A 20,216-nucleotide genomic window follows, 5' to 3' on the forward strand; every position below is an offset into this window, starting at 1 on the left:
TCTCAGCCCTCAACCGGCGGCGCGGGCTCTTTCGCGGCGGTGCTGTCTCCCCCGCCGCCCGATGCCGCCTGCTTTCTCAGCGCATCGAGCACGCCGTTCACAAACGCCGGCGAATCCGCCGTCCCGAAAATCTTCGCGATCTCCACCGCCTCATTGATGGCCACCGCGGTCGGCACCTCCGGCCGCGCGCGAAGCTCGCAGAGCCCCACGCGCAAGACGTTGCGATCGACCGCCGACATCCGCGTCGTCGCCCAATGCTCCGCAACCGCCTGGATGGCAGCGTCGAACGCCTCCCGGTCTTTCCATATCTCGTGAACCAGCCCCCGCGCATACTTCTGCGTGCTCTCCGGCGGAGACTCATCCGCGAAGAATGAGTCGAGCTGCGCAAGCGAGTCATCGCCGAGCACGTCGAGTTGACAAAGCGCCTGCATGGCGAGGATTCGCGCCTGATGACGATCTTTCATGGTGGCATCATTACAGCGGGCCCGACGAATCCGCAAGCTGCGGCCTATCGTCCCGGCTTTTCGGTGGGTCGGTGCGCTCGAAGAAGCATGACCATCTCAATAGCGGCAAGCGCCGCGTCCTCCCCCTTGTTCCCGTGATCCCCACCCGCACGTGCGACAGCCTGCTCAACCGTATCCGTCGTCAGCACGCCGAAACCAATCGGCACGTTCGTTTGCAGACTAACCTGCGCTAGGCCCCGTGCCGACTCGCCGCCGACGTGGATGTGGTGCGTCGTCTCGCCGCGAACCACACAGCCCAGCGCGACCAGCGCATCGTACCGGCCGGTCCGCGCAAGAGCCTGCGCCGCCAGCGGCAACTCCCACGCCCCCGGCACCCACACCTCCGTCACATCCGACGCGCGAACACCGTGCTTCAGCAGCGCATCGCGCGCCCCGGACAAAAGGCGCGACGTAATGTTGTCGTTGAACCGGCTGACGATAATCGCCACCCGAAGCCCCGAACCGTCGAGCTTCTCGCCCTGCCTGGATGGTGTGCCGCTTTGCGCCATGATCCGTGCCCAAAGAATAGCCGCGATCGCGCCGCCCGACCACGTCAGCTCCAATACTCTGCGTTCAGGTATGAATCATGGCCAATGGAAGTATCGATTTTGAGCCCCGACAGGGGCGCCAGATCGTAGCCGCGGGCGTGAGCCCGTGGAGAAAGAAAGCCGAAATCTCAAAGCCCCGAATGGGGCGACAGAGCGTTGCCGGACGAAGAAATCTCACGATGAACCAATATCCAAAACGCAACATCTAGGTCTGCTCTCACCCAACGCCGCCGCGCCGATCCATCAATGCCCGAACGTTGTGACGGGCCCCCGGCAAAGTTAAGATGGCTGAAAGAAAATATCAGATGGAGACTTGCCCGATTCCGGTCGCCCTCTTCGATTAAAGTGCTTGGATGTTCCACCAGCCCCGAAATCTCGATGAAGCCCTCGCCATTCGGGCAAACCTCGGTGCCGACGTCACCCCCATCGCCGGCGGGACCGACATCGTCGTGGCACTCAATCGCCAGGCCAAACCCCCCCGCCACTTCCTCGACCTCACCCACGTGGCCGATGGCTCAACCGTCCGCCGCGACAACGGCCAGTGGTTTCTCGCCGGAGGCGCGACCTTTACCCAACTCGGCAAGCTGCCCATAAAGGCACTCGCCCAGGCCGCCATGACCGTCGGCGGACCCGCCATTCGCAACGCCGGAACCATCGCCGGCAACCTCGGCACCGCCTCCCCCGCCGGCGACGGTTGCGTCGCCCTGATGGCGATGGATGCCCAGATCGAGCTGTCCCACGCAACCCGCGGCAAACGTTCGCTCCCCATCCACGACTACTTCACCGGCTTCCGCAAGACCGCTCTCCTCGCCGACGAACTCATCACCGCCGTCCGTTTCGACGCCGACTGGAAAACAGCCTGGTACAAAATCGGCAAGCGCGGCTCCATCAACATCAGCATCGTCTGCTGCGCCATCGGCATGAATCCGCGCGGCGAAGTTCGCATCGCCTTCGGCTGCGTCGCCCCCACCGTCATCCGCACCCGACAGGCCGAGGCCATCATCGCAAAGGACGGACTCACCGATGCCGCCATCGAGGCCGCCGCCCAGTCCGCCATGAAGGAAGTCGCCCCAATCGACGACCATCGCTCGTCGGCGACCTATCGCCGCGCCATGTGCGGCGTGCTGACCCGCAGATTGCTCCGCGACCTGCGCCAAGGGAATTGAGTTTTTCTCATTTAGCCGCGTCGCTTGCGACGCGCACGACAAAATGACCCAGACCAACGACACAACGTGGCGACTCCGATGCACCGTCAACGGCGATCCCGTTGACGCCGACGTCGCACAAGACGAAACCCTCCTCTTCTTCCTCCGCGACCGCCTCGGCCTCACCGGCGCCAAGGGCTCCTGCCTCGAGGGCGAGTGCGGCTCCTGCACCGTCATCGTCGACGACAAGCCGATCAACAGTTGCCTCGTCCTCTGCCCGCAGATGCAGAATCGCAACATCGAAACCATCGAAGGCCTCGCCCACGGCGACAAGCTGCACGTCCTTCAGGAAAAGTTCCTCGCCTCCGGCGCCGCCCAGTGCGGCTACTGCACCCCCGGCCTCATCATGTCCGCCAAGGCCCTGCTCGAAGCCAATCCAAATCCGTCGGAACAGGAGTTCTTCGAAGGCATGGAAGGAAACATCTGCCGCTGCACCGGCTACGCGGCCATCTGCGAGGCAATCAAATCCGCCGCCCGGGAATGGAAATGAAAACCTCACCCGCACAACCAACCGGGATCGTCGCCCCAACGAAGTCCAATCCGCTCGTCGATCCCTCCACCACGCCGTACAAGGAAGCCCCCCACGGCCCTGTCGGCCGCAGCGAGCGCCGCATCGACGGCACCGAAAAAGTCCTCGGCACCTGCCTCTACGGCGCCGATCTCTTCTTCAATCGCGCCGACTACTTCGCACGCGTCGTCCGCTCCGAGAAGGCCCACGCCCGTATCATCAAAATCGATACCGCCGCCGCGTCAAAGTCCCCCGGCGTCGTCGCCGTCTACACCGCCAAGGACATGCCCGGCACAAACCGCCAGGGCCTCATCCACCGCGATCACCCCGTCCTCGCCGAAGACAAAGTGCTCTATCGCGGTGACGCCGTCGCCATCGTCCTTGCAGAAAATGAGCACGCCGCCAACCGCGGCATAGAAGCCGTCAAGGTCGATTACGAAGACCTCCCCGTCGTCGCCGACTTCGACGACGCCCTCGCCGAAGACGCCCCCCGCCTGCATCCCAACGGCAACATCATGGGCGGCAAGCGCATCCGAAAAGGTGACACAGATGCGGCACTATCCGCCGGCGATGTCATCATCAGCGAGACTTTCCTCACCCAGACCGTCGATCACGCCTTCCTCGATATCGAGGCCGGCATCGCCCAATGGGATGGACGCCTCCTCACCATCCAGGTCTCCGGCCAATGGGCCCACGAAGAACGCCGCCTCATTGCCCTCGCCCTCGGCCTGCCCATGGAAGCCGTCCGCATCATCACCCCCGCGACCGGCGGCGCATTCGGCGGCCGCGAAGACCTCTCCATCCAGGTCTACCTCGGCGTCTGCGCCCTCAAGCACCCCGGCAAGACCATCGCCATGCGCTACAGCCGCGAAGAGTCCATGCGTGCCCGCCACAAGCGCCACGCCATGCGAATCCACTACACCGTCAGCGCAAAGAAAGACGGCACCCTCACCGCCGCCAAGATCACGATCTACTCCGACGAAGGCGCCTACGCCTCAACCGGCCCCGCCGTCCTTCGCAAATCCGCCAGCCACGCCACCGGCCCGCTCCGCATCCCAAATGTCTACGTCGACGTCTACGGCGTCTTCACCAACAACAACCCCACCGGTGCCATGCGCGGCTTCGGCGCCTGCCAGATGGCCATCGCCTACAACGGCATGATGGACCGCCTCGCCGCCCGCCTCGGCATCGACCGCATCGAACTCTGGAAAAAGAACCTCATCCTCGCCGGCGATTCCGTCACCACCGGCCAGGTCATTCCCGTCGCCACCGCCGTCGAGTGCGTCGACGCGGCCCTCCACCAGTTCCAATCGAAAAAACATCACGACCGCCCCCTCGCCCCCCACGAAAAACGCGGCTGGGGCCTTTCCGTCATCTGCTTCGGCCTCGGCTACGGCGACGGTTTCCCCGATGCCAGCCGCGCCACAGTAAAGTTCAACGCCGCCGGCCGAGTCGAGGTCTACACCGGCGCCGTCGAATACGGCCAAGGCCTCCTCAACATGGCGGCGCAAATCACCGCCGAAGAACTCGGCGTCCCCTTCTCACAAGTCGACGTAATCTGGGCAGACACCGGCCGCACACAGGAATCCGGCTCCTCCTCCGCCACGCGGCAAACCTACTTCACCGGAAACGCCGTCAAGATCGCCGCCAGCGAGCTCCGTGAACAGGTCCTCGACATCGCCGGCAAGCTGCTCAACGTCCACCCGCACGAACTCGACCTCCACGATGGCAAAGCCGTCGGCCGCTTCGACCCCGCCCTCGTCGCCCCCATCGCCCAGATCGTCGCCGAAGGTCGCAAGCGAGAATATCCCCTGGAGGCAAACGGAATCTTCAAGCCGCGCACCGTCTGCGAAGACTATGAAACAGGCCAGTCCCCCCGCTCATTCATCACTTATCTCTTCGGCTCTCACATCGCCCAGGTCGTCGTGGACACAGAGACCGGCGAAACCCGCGTCGAGCGATTCATCGTCTGCCACGACGTCGGCAAGGCTATCAACCCCCAAAGCGTCGCCGGCCAGATGATCGGCGGCGCCACTCAGGGCATCGGCATGGCCCTCATGGAAGAGGTCATCATGGAGAACGGCGTGATGAAGAATCCCAACTTCACCGACTACATCCTCCCCACCTTCCGCGACGTCCCCACCATCGAAACGGTCATTCTGGAAACCGACGATCCCGGTGGCCCCTTCGGCGCGCGCGGCATCGGCGAGCCCCCGCTCATCGCCGCCACCCCCGCCGTCCTCTCAGCCATCGCCAACGCCATCGGCGTCAGCCCCCACACCACGCCCTGCACCCCCCAGCGCGTATGGGAACTCCTCCACCCCGATCAGGCCGCGGTCCCCTACGAAGCGAGACTCTCCACCGCCCCGCCCCACGTGCGTTTGTCACATTGAATTTAAGCGAGCAAGCTGAGCGCAAGCCGAGCACAGCCGCCATCATCGGCCATGGGCATGCGATGCCGCTTGCCCTGCGCCGATGCGCGCGGACAGACCGCTGGACCTATCGTGAATTCGAAGGACGAAGAGGAAACTGCCTGGGGCTACGCTGGCAAGCTATGAAGAATCTCAAACGCCGCCTGCACCACCGGCTGCGACGTCGTACTCGCATCGCCCAGCGACAGGAAGAAGGCGTTAATCACCGCCGACGCCAAAGTCGTCAGCGAGGTGGACAAACCCGTCAGCACGGAGTCGCGCACCTCTGCATCGCAGCCGCCCAGATTGAACTGCAACGCCATTCCGCCGACCAGCAGCGGCATCAGAATCTTCGATTTCACCAGGCGGGTTGCTAACGATCGCTTCATGATGATCTCCTTCACTTAAGCCCGCCGGCGAGGAAGACGCCGCACTTGCTACGCCTAATAACAATCGGACTCATCTGGCGGTGAACTCCACCGCGAGCCCCTTTCAGCCCCGATTGCGGGGTACCGGCTGGGATTCGGCGGAGGTTCCCCCCGAAATCCTCTTACGCATCGGACCAAAACGGGTTGCGGATTAGCTTCTCGCCGCCAGCGGCCGATATCCCGCGCAGCTTTTGCCGACGCGCAGCCGATCGATCCGCCGCCCCAGAAGGCACGTCACCTCATACGAGATCGTCCCCAGCCGTCGCGCCACCTCATCCACCCCATTCGGACGGTCATTGTCGTTATCCAGCAAAACCACCTCGTCCCCAACCCCCACCCCGGAAAGCTCCGTCAAATCCAACGCCAGTTGATCCATGCTCACGCGACCGACAACCGGCGCATCGCCCCATTCCGTGCCCACGATCATGTTGTTCGACAGCATCCGCGGGAACCCGTCCGAGTACCCCGCCGGAATGATCCCCAGCCGCGTCGGTCGATTCGTCACAAAGGTCCGTCCATACCCCACGCCGTGCCCCTTCGGCAGTTCCTTCACCGCCGTCAGGTGCGTCACCACCCGAAGAATCGGTCGAAGGTCAACCTGACCCCGCATGTGACGCGACGGATAATAACCGTAAAGCGCCAGCCCCGGCCGAACCATGTCCAGATGCGCATCTGGCAGTGCAATCGTCGCGGCACTGTTGGCCAGGTGACGGATGACACCCGGCGGAAGCGCCGCCCCCACCTCGTCGAGAAACCGTCGAAACACCCCGACCTGCCGCTCCGCGACGCTCACCTCCTCAAAATCGGCCGTTGCAAAGTGCGAATAAACGCCGGTCAGCCGTAGCTGCGGCGTGCGTAGAATATCGCGCACAACCCCCGCGGCATCCTCGGCCAGCACCCCCATCCGCCCCATGCCTGTATCCACTTTGACATGCACGTCGATCGGCGCGCTCAAACGCTGCCGCGATAGGTACTCGACCACCGCCCCATCCGCGATCGTGATACTCAGCCGATGATCCTCAATCACCCCCAGGCGCTCGCCACGCTCCGCCGCGTCCGCCACGCCCAGCACATTCCCCAGAACCAGGATCGGCCGGTCCCAGCCGAGGTCCCGCAGCTCCACCGCTTCAAACAACGTCGCCACCGCCGCCATGTCCGCCCCGGCCTCATACAGAACCGGCGCGACCATCGCCATCGAGTGCCCGTACGCATCCGCCTTCAGCGGCGCGCACAGTTTCACCCCCGGCCGACAACATGACTTCAACGCGTGATAGTTGTGGAGCAGATCGTCTGTGTTGATTTGAGCGAGTAGATCGGAGCGCATCGCATCCCTGCCTTCGTCCGCATGATAAACATCGACTTCCCGCCCGACAAAGTTTCGCGGCCTTGCTCCTCCCCGTACGTCCGGCGTTGCCGACGGTTTCCCCTTCTCCGATGTGGGCCTGCGAAGCCCGGGCGCCCCGCCGGACCGACCCCCTCCCCGCAAATTGCGATTATCCCCTGTCATTTCACGGCTTATGTCCATCCACGTCCGACCCCGCGCACACCTTGAAGAGCGTCGGCAAATGCCCTACACTGCTGGGCTCGATTTCAGGCGGCATGCGTTGCCCCTCGCGACCTGTCCGCCGACCAAACGTCGCCCGACCACGAGCCGCTGATCGTGGCAGACCGAAAGGTCGTTAACAGAGGATTGCACATGTCAGAAAAAGAAGAAGCCGTTCCCGGCGTCGAAGCCGCCGCCGAATCGACTCCCCCGAAGAAGAAGGCCAAGGCCAAAAGCAAGGACCCGGCCAAGGCACAAGCTGCCCCAGAAGGCGGCGACTCCGGACAGCGCAAGAAGCGCGGTCGCCCGATGCGCGGCCTCTCCAAGCGCCACGCCCAGAATCTCAAGCTCGTCGAGAAGGACAAGAAGCATCCCCTTCCCGATGCCCTCAAGTTGCTCAAGCAACTGACCAAGGGAACGAAATTCGACCAGACCGTCAACATCGTCATGCACCTCGGCATCGATCCCAAGAACGCCGAGCAGATGATTCGCGGCGCAGTTTCCCTGCCGCGCGGCATCGGCAAGAAGAAGCGCGTCATCGCCTTTGTCGACGGCAACGAGGCCGACGAAGCCAAGGCTGCCGGCGCCGTTGAAGTCGGTGTCGACGAGCTCATCAAGAAGGTCAACGACGGTTGGACCGACTTCGATGTGGCCATCGCCCATCCGCGAACCATGGGAAAGGTCGGTAAGCTCGGACGCGTCCTCGGCCCGCAGGGCAAGATGCCCACCCCCAAGAGCGGAACCGTCACAGCGGACATTGCCAAGGCCGTCACCGAGTTCGCCGCCGGAAAGATCGAATTCCGAAACGATGCCGGCGGAAACATCCACGCCGTCGTCGGCAAGGCCAGTTTCGCCGATGCCGATCTCTCCGAAAACATCGAATCGTTCGTCGGCCACATTCGCCGACTGAAACCATCTACCAGCAAGGGACACTACATCAAAAAGGTCTGCATCAGCGGCACGATGTCCCCGGCGATTGAGCTCGAAGTGGCTCAGTAAAGAAAGCGCGAGGCGTTCAATGAGTCGATCAATCAAGGAAATGATCTGCGGCGATCTCAAGAAGGCCTATGCCGACTTGGATAGCGCCATGGTCGTCAACGTCCACAAGCTCAGCGGAACCGACGTCAACACCCTCCGCGGCCTGCTCAAAAAGCAGAAGGTCGCCTTGCACGTCGTCAAGAATCGCTTCGCCAAGCGCGTTCTTGCCGGCACCGCACTGGAGCCCATCGGCGCCGTCTTGACCGGACCCTGTGCCTTCGTCACCGGCGGCTCGAGCTCGGTCGATGTGGCCAAGCAACTCGTCGCCCTGGTAAAAGAATATCCGGCGCTGGAGCTTAAGAGCGGAATCGTCGATGGCGATCCCGAGCTCATCACCATCGAGGCCATCTCCAAGCGCCGCAGCAAGGCCGAGCTCCAGGGAGAAGTCGTCATGCTCGCTGTTTCGCCCGGCAGACGCATCGCCGGCTGCCTCAACGTCGGCGGAAAGATCGCCGGCTGCGTCAAGGCCATCGTCGACAAACTGGAAAAAGGCGAGGCCATCGCCAAGGTCGCTTAACGGAATGTTTCAAGAGTCCGCGATCGTTGGGTCGCCGGATTTTGTTAGATCAGTCGAATGACACTCGCTGCTCGGCAGCCCCAATGAGAGGCCCCGCTTGTCGGGGTCGGGTTAAACGGGATCACTGGGATTCCGGCTTTCGAGTGCGGTGAAACCTGGCGCCTTTGTGCGCCGTAAAGATTTGGAAAGGTAGAAAGTCATCATGGCGGAAGCACCAGCGAAGGAATTCAGCGCGGCGGTTAAGGACATCGGCGACAAGATCGTCGGCCTGACGGTCAAGGACGCCCAGTCCCTGGCCGACTATCTCAAGGACACCTACGGCATCGAGCCCGCCGGTGGCGGCGCGGTCATGATGGCCGCTGGAGGCGGCGGCGCGGCAGCCGAGGCCGAGGATGCCCCCACCATGTTCGACGTCATCCTCAAGGATGCCGGCGCCAACAAGATCAACGTCATCAAGGTCGTCCGAGCTGCGACGAGCCTCGGCCTCAAGGAAGCCAAGGACATCGTCGATTCCGCTCCCAAGACCGTCAAAGAGGGTCTCTCCAAGGAAGACTCCGACAAGCTCAAGAAGGAGCTCGAAGAGGCCGGCGCCAAGGTCGAGCTCAAGGGCAAGGCATAAAGCCGACCGGTTACTGCTTCAGTTGATTACGGCCGCTCCGACCGATGCAACAGCATCCTCGGAGCGGCCTCTTTTTTACGGGGCACGGCAGAGCAAGAAATAACTCCCCGGGTCGCATGGGCCTCCGGCCCGTGCGTTAGAAACCCTCCCCCCAGGGTAGCATGGGCCTCCGGCCCGTGCGTTAGAAACTCTCCCCCTGGGTCGCATGGGCCTCCGGCCCGTGCGTATTGACTGAACTTATGCGAACGAGGAATTCCATAATCGCGAGAATTCCACACGAACCCAAAACGCCCGCCAACGCGCCCCGCAAGTCTCACTTCCCCCGCTCCGCCTGCCCCATCATCGCCATCAGCGGTCCGCGCAACCGCGCCTGCTTCCCCATCGTCTCCGTCAGGTGATAATCGAGTATCTCAAACGCCCGATGAATCACGCGCCGATCCGCCCGCTCCACCGCCGCATCGACCGCGTGAACCTGCGTACCTCCGACGTCCGCCCTCTCCTCGTCTCCGCCTTCGCCCCCATCCGGCGCCGCGCCGTTGAGCGTCGCCAGAATCAGCGCAGCCTCGCCGTCAATCCTGATCTTCTCCACGACGTGCGGCTCGCAGTCCCGGCAAATCACCCCGCCCGCGTGCGACGAAAAATGCAGCATCCGGTCCCCTGCCGCATCGCGACCGCAATTCACGCAGCGCGACATCTCCGGCCGTAGGCCGATCTCGCGCAGCATCGTCCACAAAAACTGCACCAGCGCCGCGACGGGGTCGATATTCGCCAGATCGCGCAAGAGCGAGTCAAGCGCATCGAACAGCATCGCGTGCGGATCGTTCACCTCGGTGAGCTGGGCCGTCACCTCCGCCGCATACTGCGCCGCATACATCCGGTATAGATCGCGATGAACGTGTACGTACGACTCCTCCTGACGCCACTCCGTCAGCGTCGCCATCGCGTCTTCCTTCCCCGGCCGCTGGGAAAAAACAATGCGCCCCTGCTCGAGCAGGTCGATGCCCGTAGACGCCTTCTTCTTCGTCGAGCGCTTCACCCCCTTGGCGATCACCCGCTGCTGACCGTGCTCTCGCGTGAACACCACCAGAATCTGCGAGGTCTCGCTGTAGTCCAGGCGGCGAAGGACGATGCCGATGTCTTTCTGAAGTGGCAAGGAGGCCTCTTACTCCTGCGAAGCAGGTTCGAGCATCGTCACGCGCAAACGCCGGATCGCCCGGTCCCGCGCCTCGATCACCTCGATCCGAACGTCCGCCTCAATCAGCGACTCGCCGGGCTTCGGAATCCGCCCCAAGCGCGCCAGCACGAACCCCGCGATGGTGTCGTACGACTCATCCCCCGGAAGTTGAATGTCCATCGCCTGATTGATCTCTTCAATCCGAACGCGTGCCTCCACCTCCGCCGTACGGTCATCGATCATCCGAATCGGCTCGGGCGGCAGTTCATCGTGCTCGTCAGCGATCTCGCCGACCAGTTCTTCGAGAATATCCTCGATCGTGACCAATCCCGCCGTTCCCCCGTACTCGTCCAGGACAATGGCAATGTGAACCCGATTGGCCTGAAAGTCCTTCAAACAGCTCGCGACGTCCTTGGTCTCAGGGACAAACGTCGCCTGACGCATGACTTTCCTGATCGAGAAGTCCTCCGGCTGATCCACCGCCAGCAGGTCCTTGGTGTAGAGAATGCCGACGACGTGATCGATCGTCTCTTCAAAAACCGGCGTCCGCGAGTGGCCCGCGGCGATGATCTGCCGTCGAACCTCGTCGTAGGCCAGCCCCTGCTCGATCCCCACCATGTCCGTCCGCGGCGTCATGATCTCGCCGACCAGCGTATCATCAAGCGTCATCGCCGATCGAATGATATCCCGCTCCGCCTCATCCACCCCTCCGCTCACTTCACCGTGGGACAGCGCGTCGAGAATCTCCCGCTCCACCTCCGCCGCGTCCCCGGGAACATCCTTCGACACCCCCACCAGCCGTCGAACGATCTCCTCTACCACGCGCGCAATCCCCAGCACCGGCCACGACACCCGTCGCACCAGCTCCAGCACCGGCAGCGTCCGCGCCAAAAACCCCTCGCCCGCATAACGCGCCAACGCATTCGGAATAATGGCACCGATGAACAGAAGCCAGACCGCGGAAATCAATCCCACCTGAAGCGGCGCAACGTGCCACGGACCGGCCATGCCGATCTGCCGCCCGACAAGAATGACAAATAAAACAATGCCGAACTGTCGCACCACCAGCGTCGTGACCGCATAGGCCTGTTCGTGCGTGTCGAACAAATCCAGCCGCCCCCCCCGGTCGATCCGCCGCAGCGCCTCAATCAATCGACTCCGCGAAGCCGTGCGAACCGAAACCACCGCCGTCCCGGCGAGCAGCGTCACAAGTGTGCAGACAACGATGAGACCGGTCCACATAAAGACGATTACTTCCTCCGATTTGGCGGCGTCTGCCCACTCAGAGCAACGGGAACATCGGCATACATGACCTCGCCCGCCTCCCTGCAAACGATCGCCCCATCCGGCGCAACGATCATCGCCATGCCAATAACTCCGCCCAAAGCTCCGTCCGCTTCCGTACTCACGTCCGCCACGGCAAAGTGAGCCCCGAATCGCCTGGCCGTCGCGACCATCTTCCCCGTAAGTTCCGCTCCCCGTGCCGGCCCCTTGCCCCCCGCCGAAAGAAAGCACCCGGGACAAATCAGCAAATCCGCCTGCCCCGACGCATCACCAGACGCCCCGGCCGCTTGATAAACATCCCCCGCATTCATCAGTCCAACAGCGCCGATTGCCGTATTCCGCACGTCCACCCCCGACGCACTGGACGCGACCTGCTGCTCTGCCCCCGCATGCTCGCCCCGCCTCACCGCCACAAGATCGCCATCGTGATCCAGCAGCGCCGAGCACACCGCAAGTCGATTCCCGCTTCGCTCAACGAGGCCGAAACTGGCGAACACCCCCCACTGTCGAGCCCGATGGGCAATCGCCGCAAGCGTCGGCCCCTCAAGTCGCTCGCCGACGTCCTTATCTCCCCGCGCCCACTCCGCCACATCGCAAAACGACGGCAAAAGAATCAGGTCCGGCGCCGGATCGGCCTCCGCCGCGCCGTCAAATGCCGCCAATGCACGCTGAAGCGTCGTCGCCCGATGCCCCATCCGTACCACGAGTTGAACGACGGCGACCCTCATCGCTTGCGCTTCCTCGCGGAGGCCGTTCGCGAACTCCGCACTTTCTCACCCTGAGAAAACACTGCGCCGTGGCCCAGTTCCAAAAGAATCTCATCCTCACGTCGATGCATCCGCGCCGCCTTCGACGCCGTGACATCATCATAACCGCAAAGGTGCAGACAGCCGTGAACGACATACAGGAGCAGTTCCAGCCGCCAGTCCCCGCCGGTTTTCGCCGCGCTGCGCTCCGCCACCGGCTTGCACACCACAAGCTGCGCATCCACAACCCCGTCGTCCCCCCCGTCGGACAGATCGAAGCTCAATACGTCCGTAGTGCTCCCCAGCCCCATCCACCGCCGATGCAGCTTGCGCATCTCGGCATCATCCACGATCGCCACCTCAAGCCGCCCGCCCCTGCGACCCTCTCCACCAAAAGTAGCAACCGCCGCCTCCCGAATCCGACCCGCCAACACGCCGCCAGCGCCCGACACCTCCACCTTCACCGCGCAATCGGCGGCCGGCTTGCGACGCAAAACTCTTTTGACTTGGGTTGTTCGGCGACTCATGCCGTTCGGACTTGCCCGGGCGCCGCACTATCCGTCACCTTCGGATAGGCAATACGACCATGGTGGAAGGCGCAGAGACTCTTCACCAGAATCTGCTCCACTTTGAAGAGTTCCTTCAGTGTGATATCGCTGTCATCGAATTGCCCGTCCATCAGCCGCGCCATCGAGATCTCGTGAACCACCGCCTCGATGCGGCTCGGCGTCGGCTCGTGCAATGCCCGCACAGCCCCCTCAACGCCGTCGCACAACATCAAGATCGCCGACTCGCGCGATCGCGGCTTCGGACCGGGATACCGAAACTCCGTCTCGCTCACCGTCCGCGCGTCGCGCCCGCCGGCCCGCGCCTCCTGCGCCGCCATCGCATGAAAATATCGCACAATCGTCGTCCCGTGGTGCTCCGCAATGAACTGCTGCAGCACGCGCGGCAGCCGAAACTCCCGCGCCATCGCCAGTCCGTCCTTTACATGCGCCAAGATGACCAGCAGGCTCATCGTCGGCGCCAGACGCTGGTGAGCGCTGTGCTTACCCGACTGGTTCTCAACGAAGTACTGCGGCTTACACGTCTTCCCGATATCGTGGTAATAAGCCCCCACCCGAACCAGGAGCCCGTTCGCCCCGATCTCCTCGGCCGCCGTCTCCGCCATGCTGCCGATCAAGTGACTGTGCTGCCACGTACCCGGCGCCTTCTCGATCAGATGCCGAAGCAGCGGCGTGCTCGTATCCGCCCACTCCAGCAGCGTCAGGCTCGTCGTCACGCGCAGCGCCCGCTCGATCAGCGGCAGAAGCACAAGCACCACGCTGATGCCCGCCAGCGCCGCAAGGGCGGCAAATGATATCTCTTTCACCAGCGTACTGAATACCTGTTGCCGCATCAGCCCGACGAAGCACGTGCTCAGCGCCGCCGCAAGCGCTGTAACGCCCCCCACCTGCACCATCTTCAACCGCGTGCGAATGTCGTGCAGCATCAGCGAAACCGTCGCTGTCACCGTCAGATGAACCAGAAACAGCCCGAACCGCGCCTCCAGCGTCATGATCGTCAGCAGCGAAAGCGCCGCCGCCACCCCGATCGCAAACGCCGGCGAATACGCGATCGTGAAGATCGCCGCCGTCATCACGATCGTCGCCACGCTCCAGATCGGAGACGTGCTCATCCCCACCAGCACCACCCGGTCCGCCAGCAGCATCAAAATCAATAGCACTGCCAGCGCCGTGGCACGAGTCGTGTTCCGGCCCACGCGAGGCTTTACGTGCATCGTAAACACCGCCAGCCCTGCGGTGATCATCACAATGATCCCGAAGATCCCCGCCGTCTCCTTGATCCACTGCATCCGCAGCTTCGGATCGAGTTGTCGCTGAGATCGATACGCATCCTGCTCGGCGGTCAGAAGACCCAGCGCCTCAGGAACGACGATACCCGCCGGAACCAGCCGATCGCCGACATGATAACTATCCCGCACCGGCTCCAGCTTCCCCGCCGCCTCGATCTGCTCCTTGGTATATGGCCGGTCGTAAACATAGACCGCGTCAGTCTTATCCGCGCTTGGCCCGATGGATCGTCGGATAATCGCCACCAGCGTCGGTCGAATCGCCGCCGATAGCGCCGTCCCCACCGCAGTCTCCGCAAGCCGATCGACGTGCTCCTCATTCACCGCGTAGGTGAGCCGCTCCTTGGAAACGGCCACGAATTGCCCGTCGCCGCGATCCAGCTCCACATGGTTCGACGTCGTCCGGACATCGCGCTCCTCGTCCGCACGCTCCACCATGTTCTGAGCCGCCACCCGCCGGACGATCTTCTGCACCTCGCGACGGTAAGTCCCGCTGCCCGCCTCGTCCGTCAGCGAGTTGATCGTGTTGAAGGCCGCCTCGTCCAGCGTCCACCGCGTGCCAGAGGCGGCCGTGAACTTCTCCAGCGTCGCGGCGGCATTCACCGCCGCGTGCAGATCCATGAACTCCGCCTCGATCCGTTCGAGCAGCGGTTTGTTCAGGCGATAATAACTGGGCACTTCCTGCTGAGCAGCATTGCGCACCTCGGCCGTCCGCAGCAGATTGACCCGGTCGAATTCAACCCGTGAAAAGACCGGTTGGGTCAGATTCTGTCCGAGAAAATACGGAAGCCGCTCCTGCGACGAAAATACGATGAGAAACGCCCCCGCGCAAAACGTCGCCGCCACGGCCATCGGCCAGCGCAGCAACTCGCGCAGCCGCGGACGCCATCCACTTGACAGGTCAACATTGCCACGGCGGGGCTCGGTGAGTTTAGTAACGCGAGGACTTGGCACGTAGCGAGTTCCAGTCAAAAGTGGTTAGTCAAAGGCGGAGGCGTTAGCGGCCGGCGACGCTCTTCGTTCCAAACTTCAGCCAGCCAAGGGATTATAATGGCCCATGCCGCATGGCAACCATATCGCCCAAGCGAATCAGGGCCCTGACGTTATTCCACGGCTGCCCGCCATTTAGAGCCCGATAATAACACATGAGCCTGATATGTCACACTTTTCCTGCCCGCAATCGCCTGCCGTGGATTTTACCCCGCCGCTCATCGCGTACGATTGAGGAACACTGACCCCAGATTCGACCGAGGCTCTTTTTCCACATGCCCATCATCACCCTCACCACCGACTTCGGCCAGGCTGACCACTACGTCGCATGCATGAAGGGCGTCATCCTCCAGTTAGCGCCCAACGCCCAAATCGTGGATATCTCGCACGCAATCCCTCCACACGATGTCGTACGCGGCGCATTCATTCTCAGAGAGGCCTTCGACTACTACCCCGAAGGAACCGTCCACGTCGCCGTCGTCGACCCGGGAGTCGGAACCACGCGCCGACTGATCGCCGCCTCCTACGATGGCCAGATCGTCCTCGCTCCCGACAACGGCCTCGTCAGCCTGCTTCACCGAGACTTTGCCCTCGACGAACTCCGCGCCATCACCAACACCCGGCTCTTCCGCCAGGAAATCAGCTCGACCTTCCACGGCCGCGATGTCCTCGCCCCCGTCGCCGGCCACCTCGCCCGCGGCGTCGGCATGCTCAATGTGGGCCCCCTCATCGACCAGATCGAAATCCTCAACCTCGATCCGCCGGCGACCCTCTCCAACGGAGGCATTGAGGGCCAGGTGCTCTACGTCGATCACTTTGGAAACCTGATCACCAACATCAGCGAAAACGACTTGGCCGCCACCGTCGGAGGTCGGCCGGACCTCAGCGTCTATGTCGGCCCCCTACGCGTCGGCCCCCTCAGAACCACCTACGGCGACGTAAAAACCGGCGAAATCGTCGCCATCATCGGTTCGACAGGCATGCTCGAAATCGCCATCAACCAGGGCAACGCCGCCGCCCAACTCCGCGCCGCCCCCGGAACAATCGTCATCGTTCGCTAACCCCCCGCGCCGAACTCCCCGCCGCCCCAGACCTCGCCCGGCGCCCGCGCTATGATCCCCCTTGCGCATGTCCCGCGCCGATCTGATCACCGCGCGACCCCCACCGCGGCTTGCCGTTTGGCGACGACCCACCAGCCCGCTCCCCCCGACGTCGCCCGCGCTACCCACAGAGAAATCGCCCCCGCGCCCCATCCGCTGCGCCCCCGCCCCATTTAGCCCCCGACCTCGCCCGGCGCCCGCGCGATCATCCCCCCTTACGCTTGTCCCGCGCCGATCTGATCACCGCGCGACCCCCACTGCGGCTTGCCGTTTGGCGACGACCCACCAGCCGCCCCCACCTCGCCACGTGTCACCGCATTCGCACTCCCACTCGACCCCTCGTCCCCTCTGTCTCACCTCCCCGCGATTTCGCATCCCACACTGGCCCCCACCGCGGCTTGCCGTTTGGCGACGACCCACCAGCCGCCCCCACCTCGCCATGTGTCACCGCATTCGCACTCCCACTCGCCCCCTCCGCCCCTCTGCGTCACCTTCCAAAAGGCCGGCTTCAGCCGACCATCGTTTGCCGCCAGTTTTCAACTGGTGGTCCACAGCCCACACCCACCCATTCTTTTTCCCCCTCCCCCAGCCGGCTTCAGCCGGGCTTGCGGCGAACCCGTCAATCCCGCGCGCACAGGGGGCAAGAATTGATACATGGAGATAATTTCAACCATGCCCCGCGAAATAGCGCCCGATGTCACCTGCACCCACAACTCAAACCGCAAGCCCCAGGCCTCACGTCCCAGGCACGTCTCGCTCATTTTCACCTTTTTCGCGAACCACCCCAACCCACGCCTGCCACAAGCGTTACCACAATCCCCGCGAGGCCTGTGTCACCTTATGTCACCTTCGCTTTCACAAGACTTCCACGAACGCCGCCGCCCCCGATCCGAGCCGCGCGCGTCAGCAAGCGGTACCAGAAAATCCGAATCCCAATTGCATCCAACGCCAATCGCCGACGCAATCAGTACCGCCGCCTCTGCATTCACCTGGACCCTCTCGAATGCCCCCGCGCAACCCCGCCGCCGCGCACCATTTCGACTTTTCGACTTTTCGACGTTTCGACATTTCGACGTTTCGACGTTTCGACTTTTCGACGTTTCCACCCAAAACCACCCAAAACACGAACCACCCCAACCCACGCCCGCCACAAGACTTGCCACAATCTCCGCGAGGCCTGTGTCACCTTATGTCACCTTCGATCTGCGCGCACGCCGCCCCCGATCCGAGCCGCGCGCGTCAGCAAGCGGTACCAGAAAATCCGGACCCCCAATCAAATTCAACACCAATCGCCGACGCAATCAGTACCGCCGCCTCTGCATTCACCTGGACCCTCTCGAATGCCCCCGCGCAACTCCGCCGCCGCGCACCATTTCGACGTTTCGACGTTTCCCATCACCCACCCCGCAAGTGGAGAAAACCGCTCCGGCAACCAACTCGGAAGTGAAACGAACAAGCCTTGATCATCGGGCGACAAACTATGATAAGGAAACGCGAATTCTCATTTACCCGGTCCCGTAAGGAACAACACTGCAATGAGTAAACGATCAGTCGGACCGCGAGGCCTTGATCCCCTGTTTCGCCCCTCGTCCGTCGCCGTCGTCGGCGCCTCGCAAAAGCCAAACTCAATCGGCGGCGCCATTCTTGCCAACCTGATTCGAGACGGTTTTTCGGGGAGCATCTACGCCGTCAACTCCAGCGCCGGCAACATCATGGGCATCGCGGCTCATCCCTCACTCGCCGCCATCGGCCATCCCGTCGATCTCGTCGTCATCGTCGTGCCCGCAAGGTTCGTTGAGTCGGTCGTCGACGATTGCATCGCCACGGGCGCTCGTGGAATCGTCATCATCACCTCCGGCTTTGCCGAGTCATCGGAAGAGGGACGACGATCCGAAAAGCGAATCATTGCAAAAACGCGCGCCGCAGGCATTCGCACCGTGGGCCCCAACTGCATGGGACTGCTCAACACCGATGCCGACATCCGATTGAACGTGACGTTCACGCCCATATGGCCGCCCTCGGGAAACATCGGCATCCTGTCCCAAAGCGGCGCGCTCGGTTTGACCATCCTCGACCACGTTCGCGAGTTGAATCTCGGGATATCCTCGTTCATTTCCGTGGGCAACAAGGCCGACGTCTCCGGAAACGACCTGATCGAATACTGGGCCGACGATCCGAACACCGACGTAATCCTTCTCTACCTTGAGAGCTTCGGAAACCCCCGGAAATTCGGCAGAATCGCCCCCCGCGTCGCGCGCAAGAAGCCCATCATCGCTGTGAAGGCCGGCAGATCGGCGGCCGGTCGAAGAGCCGCGTCCAGCCACTCTGGCGCCCTTGCCAGCATGGACGTCGCGGTGGATGCCCTCTTCGAGCAATCCGGAGTCCTTCGCACCGACACGTTGGAATCCATGTTCGACGTGGCCGCCCTGCTGGCCACGCAGCCGCTTCTCGCCGGCCCGCGTGTGGGAGTCGTCTCAAACGCCGGGGGCCCGGCGATCCTCCTCGCCGACGCCTGCGAGGCCGAGGGACTCAAGCTCCCCGAGCTCGCCCCCGAAACAATAAAGTCCCTGCGCGAGTTTCTGCCGGCTCATGCCGGATTTCAGAACCCGGTCGATCTGGTCGCCTCGGATCAACCGGAGGACTTTCGTCGCGCCGTTCAGATTGTCGGAAATGATCCCGGCGTCGACGCAGTGATCGTCGTCTTTATTCCTCCCATGTTGACCACGCGCCCGGAGGAAGTCGCCGCCGCGATCGCCCGCGCGGCCGGCGAAATCCCCGCTGACCGGCCCGTCCTGAACGTCTTCCTGTCGTCGCGCGGAACGCCGGCCATCCTGAGCCCCGGTCCCCGAGGTCGAATCCCCTCCTACCGCTATCCGGAAAACGCCGCCATCTCGCTCGCTGCGTCCTATCGCCTCAGCCAATGGCGCAGCCGTCCGGACGGAAAAGTCACTAAGTTTTCCGAGCCGACCGTCGCCCGCATTCGCGCCATCATTGAGTCGGCGCAGGCCACCGCCGACGAGCCGGGCTGGCTGTCGTCCGACCAGACCGCCGAATTGCTCGACGCGATCGGCATTTCGTTCGCCCAGACTGAGCTTTCGTCCCTCGAAGGGGCGGCACAGGCGGCCGATCGACTGGGTTATCCCGTGGTCCTCAAAGCAGTCGCCCCGGGCCTCGTCCATAAAAGCGACGTCGGAGGCGTGGTCCTGAACTTGGAGAATGCGGATGAAGTGCGTGACGCCATCGAGCAGTTGAAGCGCCGCATGACCAAGGCCGGCCTGAACCTGCAAAGCGTCCTCGTGCAGCGACAAATCGATGTGGGCGTTGAGATGATCGTGGGGATCGCCACCGATCCCGTCTTTGGTCCGCTCATCGTCTGCGGCATGGGCGGCGTCCACGTCGAAGTGCTCAAGGACGTCGCATTTCGGCTCACACCGGTTACGGATACCGACGCAAAAGACATGATCTCAAGCCTCAAGTCCCTGCCGCTCTTGCGAGGTTATCGCGGAGCGCCCCTGGCCGACGAGGCAGCGCTGATCTCGACGATCATGAAGGTCTCCGCCCTGATCGAAATCGCACCGGAAATCCTCGACCTGGATCTGAATCCACTCATGGTGCTCGAACCCGGCAACGGCATTGTCGTCGTCGACGCTCGCATACGCGTGCAGTTAACAGCCGACTCAAACGACCTTTCCCACCCTGCGAAAGAGTGTTCTCTTTCGTCCCCCGCCTGACGCGCAAGAGAGAAGCGGC

17 protein-coding genes are annotated in these 20,216 nt (G+C 63.0%); 8 read left to right on the forward strand and 9 right to left on the reverse strand.

The annotated features are described in order from the left end of the window. Nucleotides 1–2: 2 nt before the first annotated feature. Complete coding sequence (nusB, locus tag HS101_17635) at nt 3–464, reverse strand: transcription antitermination factor NusB (protein MBE7508088.1); 462 nt, start codon at nt 462–464, stop codon at nt 3–5. Between the two features lie 44 nt (nt 465–508). Continuing rightward, nucleotides 509–1,012 carry a 6,7-dimethyl-8-ribityllumazine synthase gene (locus HS101_17640; GenBank protein MBE7508089.1) on the reverse strand — a complete coding sequence of 168 codons (504 nt, stop codon included), beginning with the start codon at nt 1,010–1,012 and terminating at the stop codon, nt 509–511. Nucleotides 1,013–1,404: 392 nt separating this feature from the next. Here HS101_17640 and HS101_17645 point away from each other — a divergent pair, with 392 nt between their 5' ends. Genes HS101_17645 through HS101_17655 form a run of 3 tightly spaced genes read left to right on the forward strand, consistent with a single transcriptional unit; the run spans nt 1,405 to nt 5,157 of the window. After that, nucleotides 1,405–2,217, forward strand: coding sequence for an FAD binding domain-containing protein (locus HS101_17645; GenBank protein ID MBE7508090.1), 813 nt, complete (start codon nt 1,405–1,407; stop codon nt 2,215–2,217). A 43-nt stretch (nt 2,218–2,260) separates the two neighbouring features. Next, nucleotides 2,261–2,746 (forward strand): (2Fe-2S)-binding protein, encoded by a 486-nt coding sequence (locus HS101_17650; GenBank protein ID MBE7508091.1) that lies wholly within the window; start codon nt 2,261–2,263, stop codon nt 2,744–2,746. After that, a complete protein-coding gene (locus HS101_17655; protein ID MBE7508092.1) occupies nt 2,743–5,157 on the forward strand; it encodes a xanthine dehydrogenase family protein molybdopterin-binding subunit in 2,415 nt (804 codons plus the stop codon). Before HS101_17650 ends, HS101_17655 begins: the two co-directional genes overlap by 4 nt. Nucleotides 5,158–5,303: 146 nt before the next feature. Here the strand turns inward: HS101_17655 and HS101_17660 are convergent, their stop codons facing one another. Together HS101_17660 and alr are read right to left on the reverse strand one after the other, a co-directional pair. Continuing rightward, entirely contained in the window at nt 5,304–5,564 is a 261-nt protein-coding gene (locus tag HS101_17660; GenBank protein ID MBE7508093.1) for a hypothetical protein, read from the reverse strand. A gap of 190 nt (nt 5,565–5,754) precedes the next feature. Beyond that, nucleotides 5,755–6,927 carry an alanine racemase gene (gene alr, locus HS101_17665; GenBank protein ID MBE7508094.1) on the reverse strand — a complete coding sequence of 391 codons (1,173 nt, stop codon included), beginning with the start codon at nt 6,925–6,927 and terminating at the stop codon, nt 5,755–5,757. Nucleotides 6,928–7,455: 528 nt separating this feature from the next. Between alr and HS101_17670 the strand changes: the two genes are divergently transcribed. The 3 genes from HS101_17670 (at nt 7,456) to rplL (ending at nt 9,320) form a co-directional block, all read left to right on the forward strand. Continuing rightward, nucleotides 7,456–8,145 (forward strand): 50S ribosomal protein L1, encoded by a 690-nt coding sequence (locus HS101_17670; protein ID MBE7508095.1) that lies wholly within the window; start codon nt 7,456–7,458, stop codon nt 8,143–8,145. A 19-nt stretch (nt 8,146–8,164) separates the two neighbouring features. Continuing rightward, on the forward strand, nt 8,165–8,701 hold the full coding sequence (locus HS101_17675; protein ID MBE7508096.1) for a 50S ribosomal protein L10: 537 nt from the start codon (nt 8,165–8,167) through the stop codon (nt 8,699–8,701). A gap of 202 nt (nt 8,702–8,903) precedes the next feature. Next, the gene (gene rplL, locus HS101_17680; protein ID MBE7508097.1) at nt 8,904–9,320 is read left to right on the forward strand and encodes a 50S ribosomal protein L7/L12; all 417 of its coding nucleotides are present in this window, start codon (nt 8,904–8,906) and stop codon (nt 9,318–9,320) included. 313 nt (nt 9,321–9,633) lie between these two features. On the opposite strand, the gene recO is transcribed toward rplL, so the two are convergent. Genes recO through HS101_17705 form a run of 5 tightly spaced genes read right to left on the reverse strand, consistent with a single transcriptional unit; the run spans nt 9,634 to nt 15,330 of the window. Continuing rightward, the gene (gene recO, locus HS101_17685) at nt 9,634–10,473 is read right to left on the reverse strand and encodes a DNA repair protein RecO (protein ID MBE7508098.1); all 840 of its coding nucleotides are present in this window, start codon (nt 10,471–10,473) and stop codon (nt 9,634–9,636) included. A gap of 9 nt (nt 10,474–10,482) precedes the next feature. Beyond that, nucleotides 10,483–11,736, reverse strand: a complete 1,254-nt coding sequence (locus tag HS101_17690) for an HlyC/CorC family transporter (GenBank protein ID MBE7508099.1) — start codon at nt 11,734–11,736, stop codon at nt 10,483–10,485. 8 nt (nt 11,737–11,744) lie between these two features. Further along, entirely contained in the window at nt 11,745–12,506 is a 762-nt protein-coding gene (locus HS101_17695; protein MBE7508100.1) for a carbon-nitrogen hydrolase family protein, read from the reverse strand. Continuing rightward, nucleotides 12,503–13,051 (reverse strand): rRNA maturation RNase YbeY, encoded by a 549-nt coding sequence (gene ybeY, locus HS101_17700; GenBank protein ID MBE7508101.1) that lies wholly within the window; start codon nt 13,049–13,051, stop codon nt 12,503–12,505. The genes HS101_17695 and ybeY overlap by 4 nt, the downstream gene beginning before the upstream one ends. Next, the gene (locus tag HS101_17705; GenBank protein MBE7508102.1) at nt 13,048–15,330 is read right to left on the reverse strand and encodes an HDIG domain-containing protein; all 2,283 of its coding nucleotides are present in this window, start codon (nt 15,328–15,330) and stop codon (nt 13,048–13,050) included. Before HS101_17705 ends, ybeY begins: the two co-directional genes overlap by 4 nt. Before the next feature lie 311 nt (nt 15,331–15,641). Between HS101_17705 and HS101_17710 the strand changes: the two genes are divergently transcribed. Together HS101_17710 and HS101_17715 are read left to right on the forward strand one after the other, a co-directional pair. Next, entirely contained in the window at nt 15,642–16,427 is a 786-nt protein-coding gene (locus HS101_17710; GenBank protein MBE7508103.1) for an SAM-dependent chlorinase/fluorinase, read from the forward strand. A gap of 1,574 nt (nt 16,428–18,001) precedes the next feature. Then, nucleotides 18,002–20,197: an acetate--CoA ligase family protein gene (locus HS101_17715; protein MBE7508104.1), complete on the forward strand. Its 2,196-nt coding sequence runs from the start codon at nt 18,002–18,004 to the stop codon at nt 20,195–20,197. The last annotated feature ends 19 nt before the right edge of the window (nt 20,198–20,216 follow it).

The organism is Planctomycetia bacterium (genome assembly GCA_015075745.1).
Classification (GTDB): domain Bacteria; phylum Planctomycetota; class Phycisphaerae; order UBA1845; family UTPLA1; genus UTPLA1.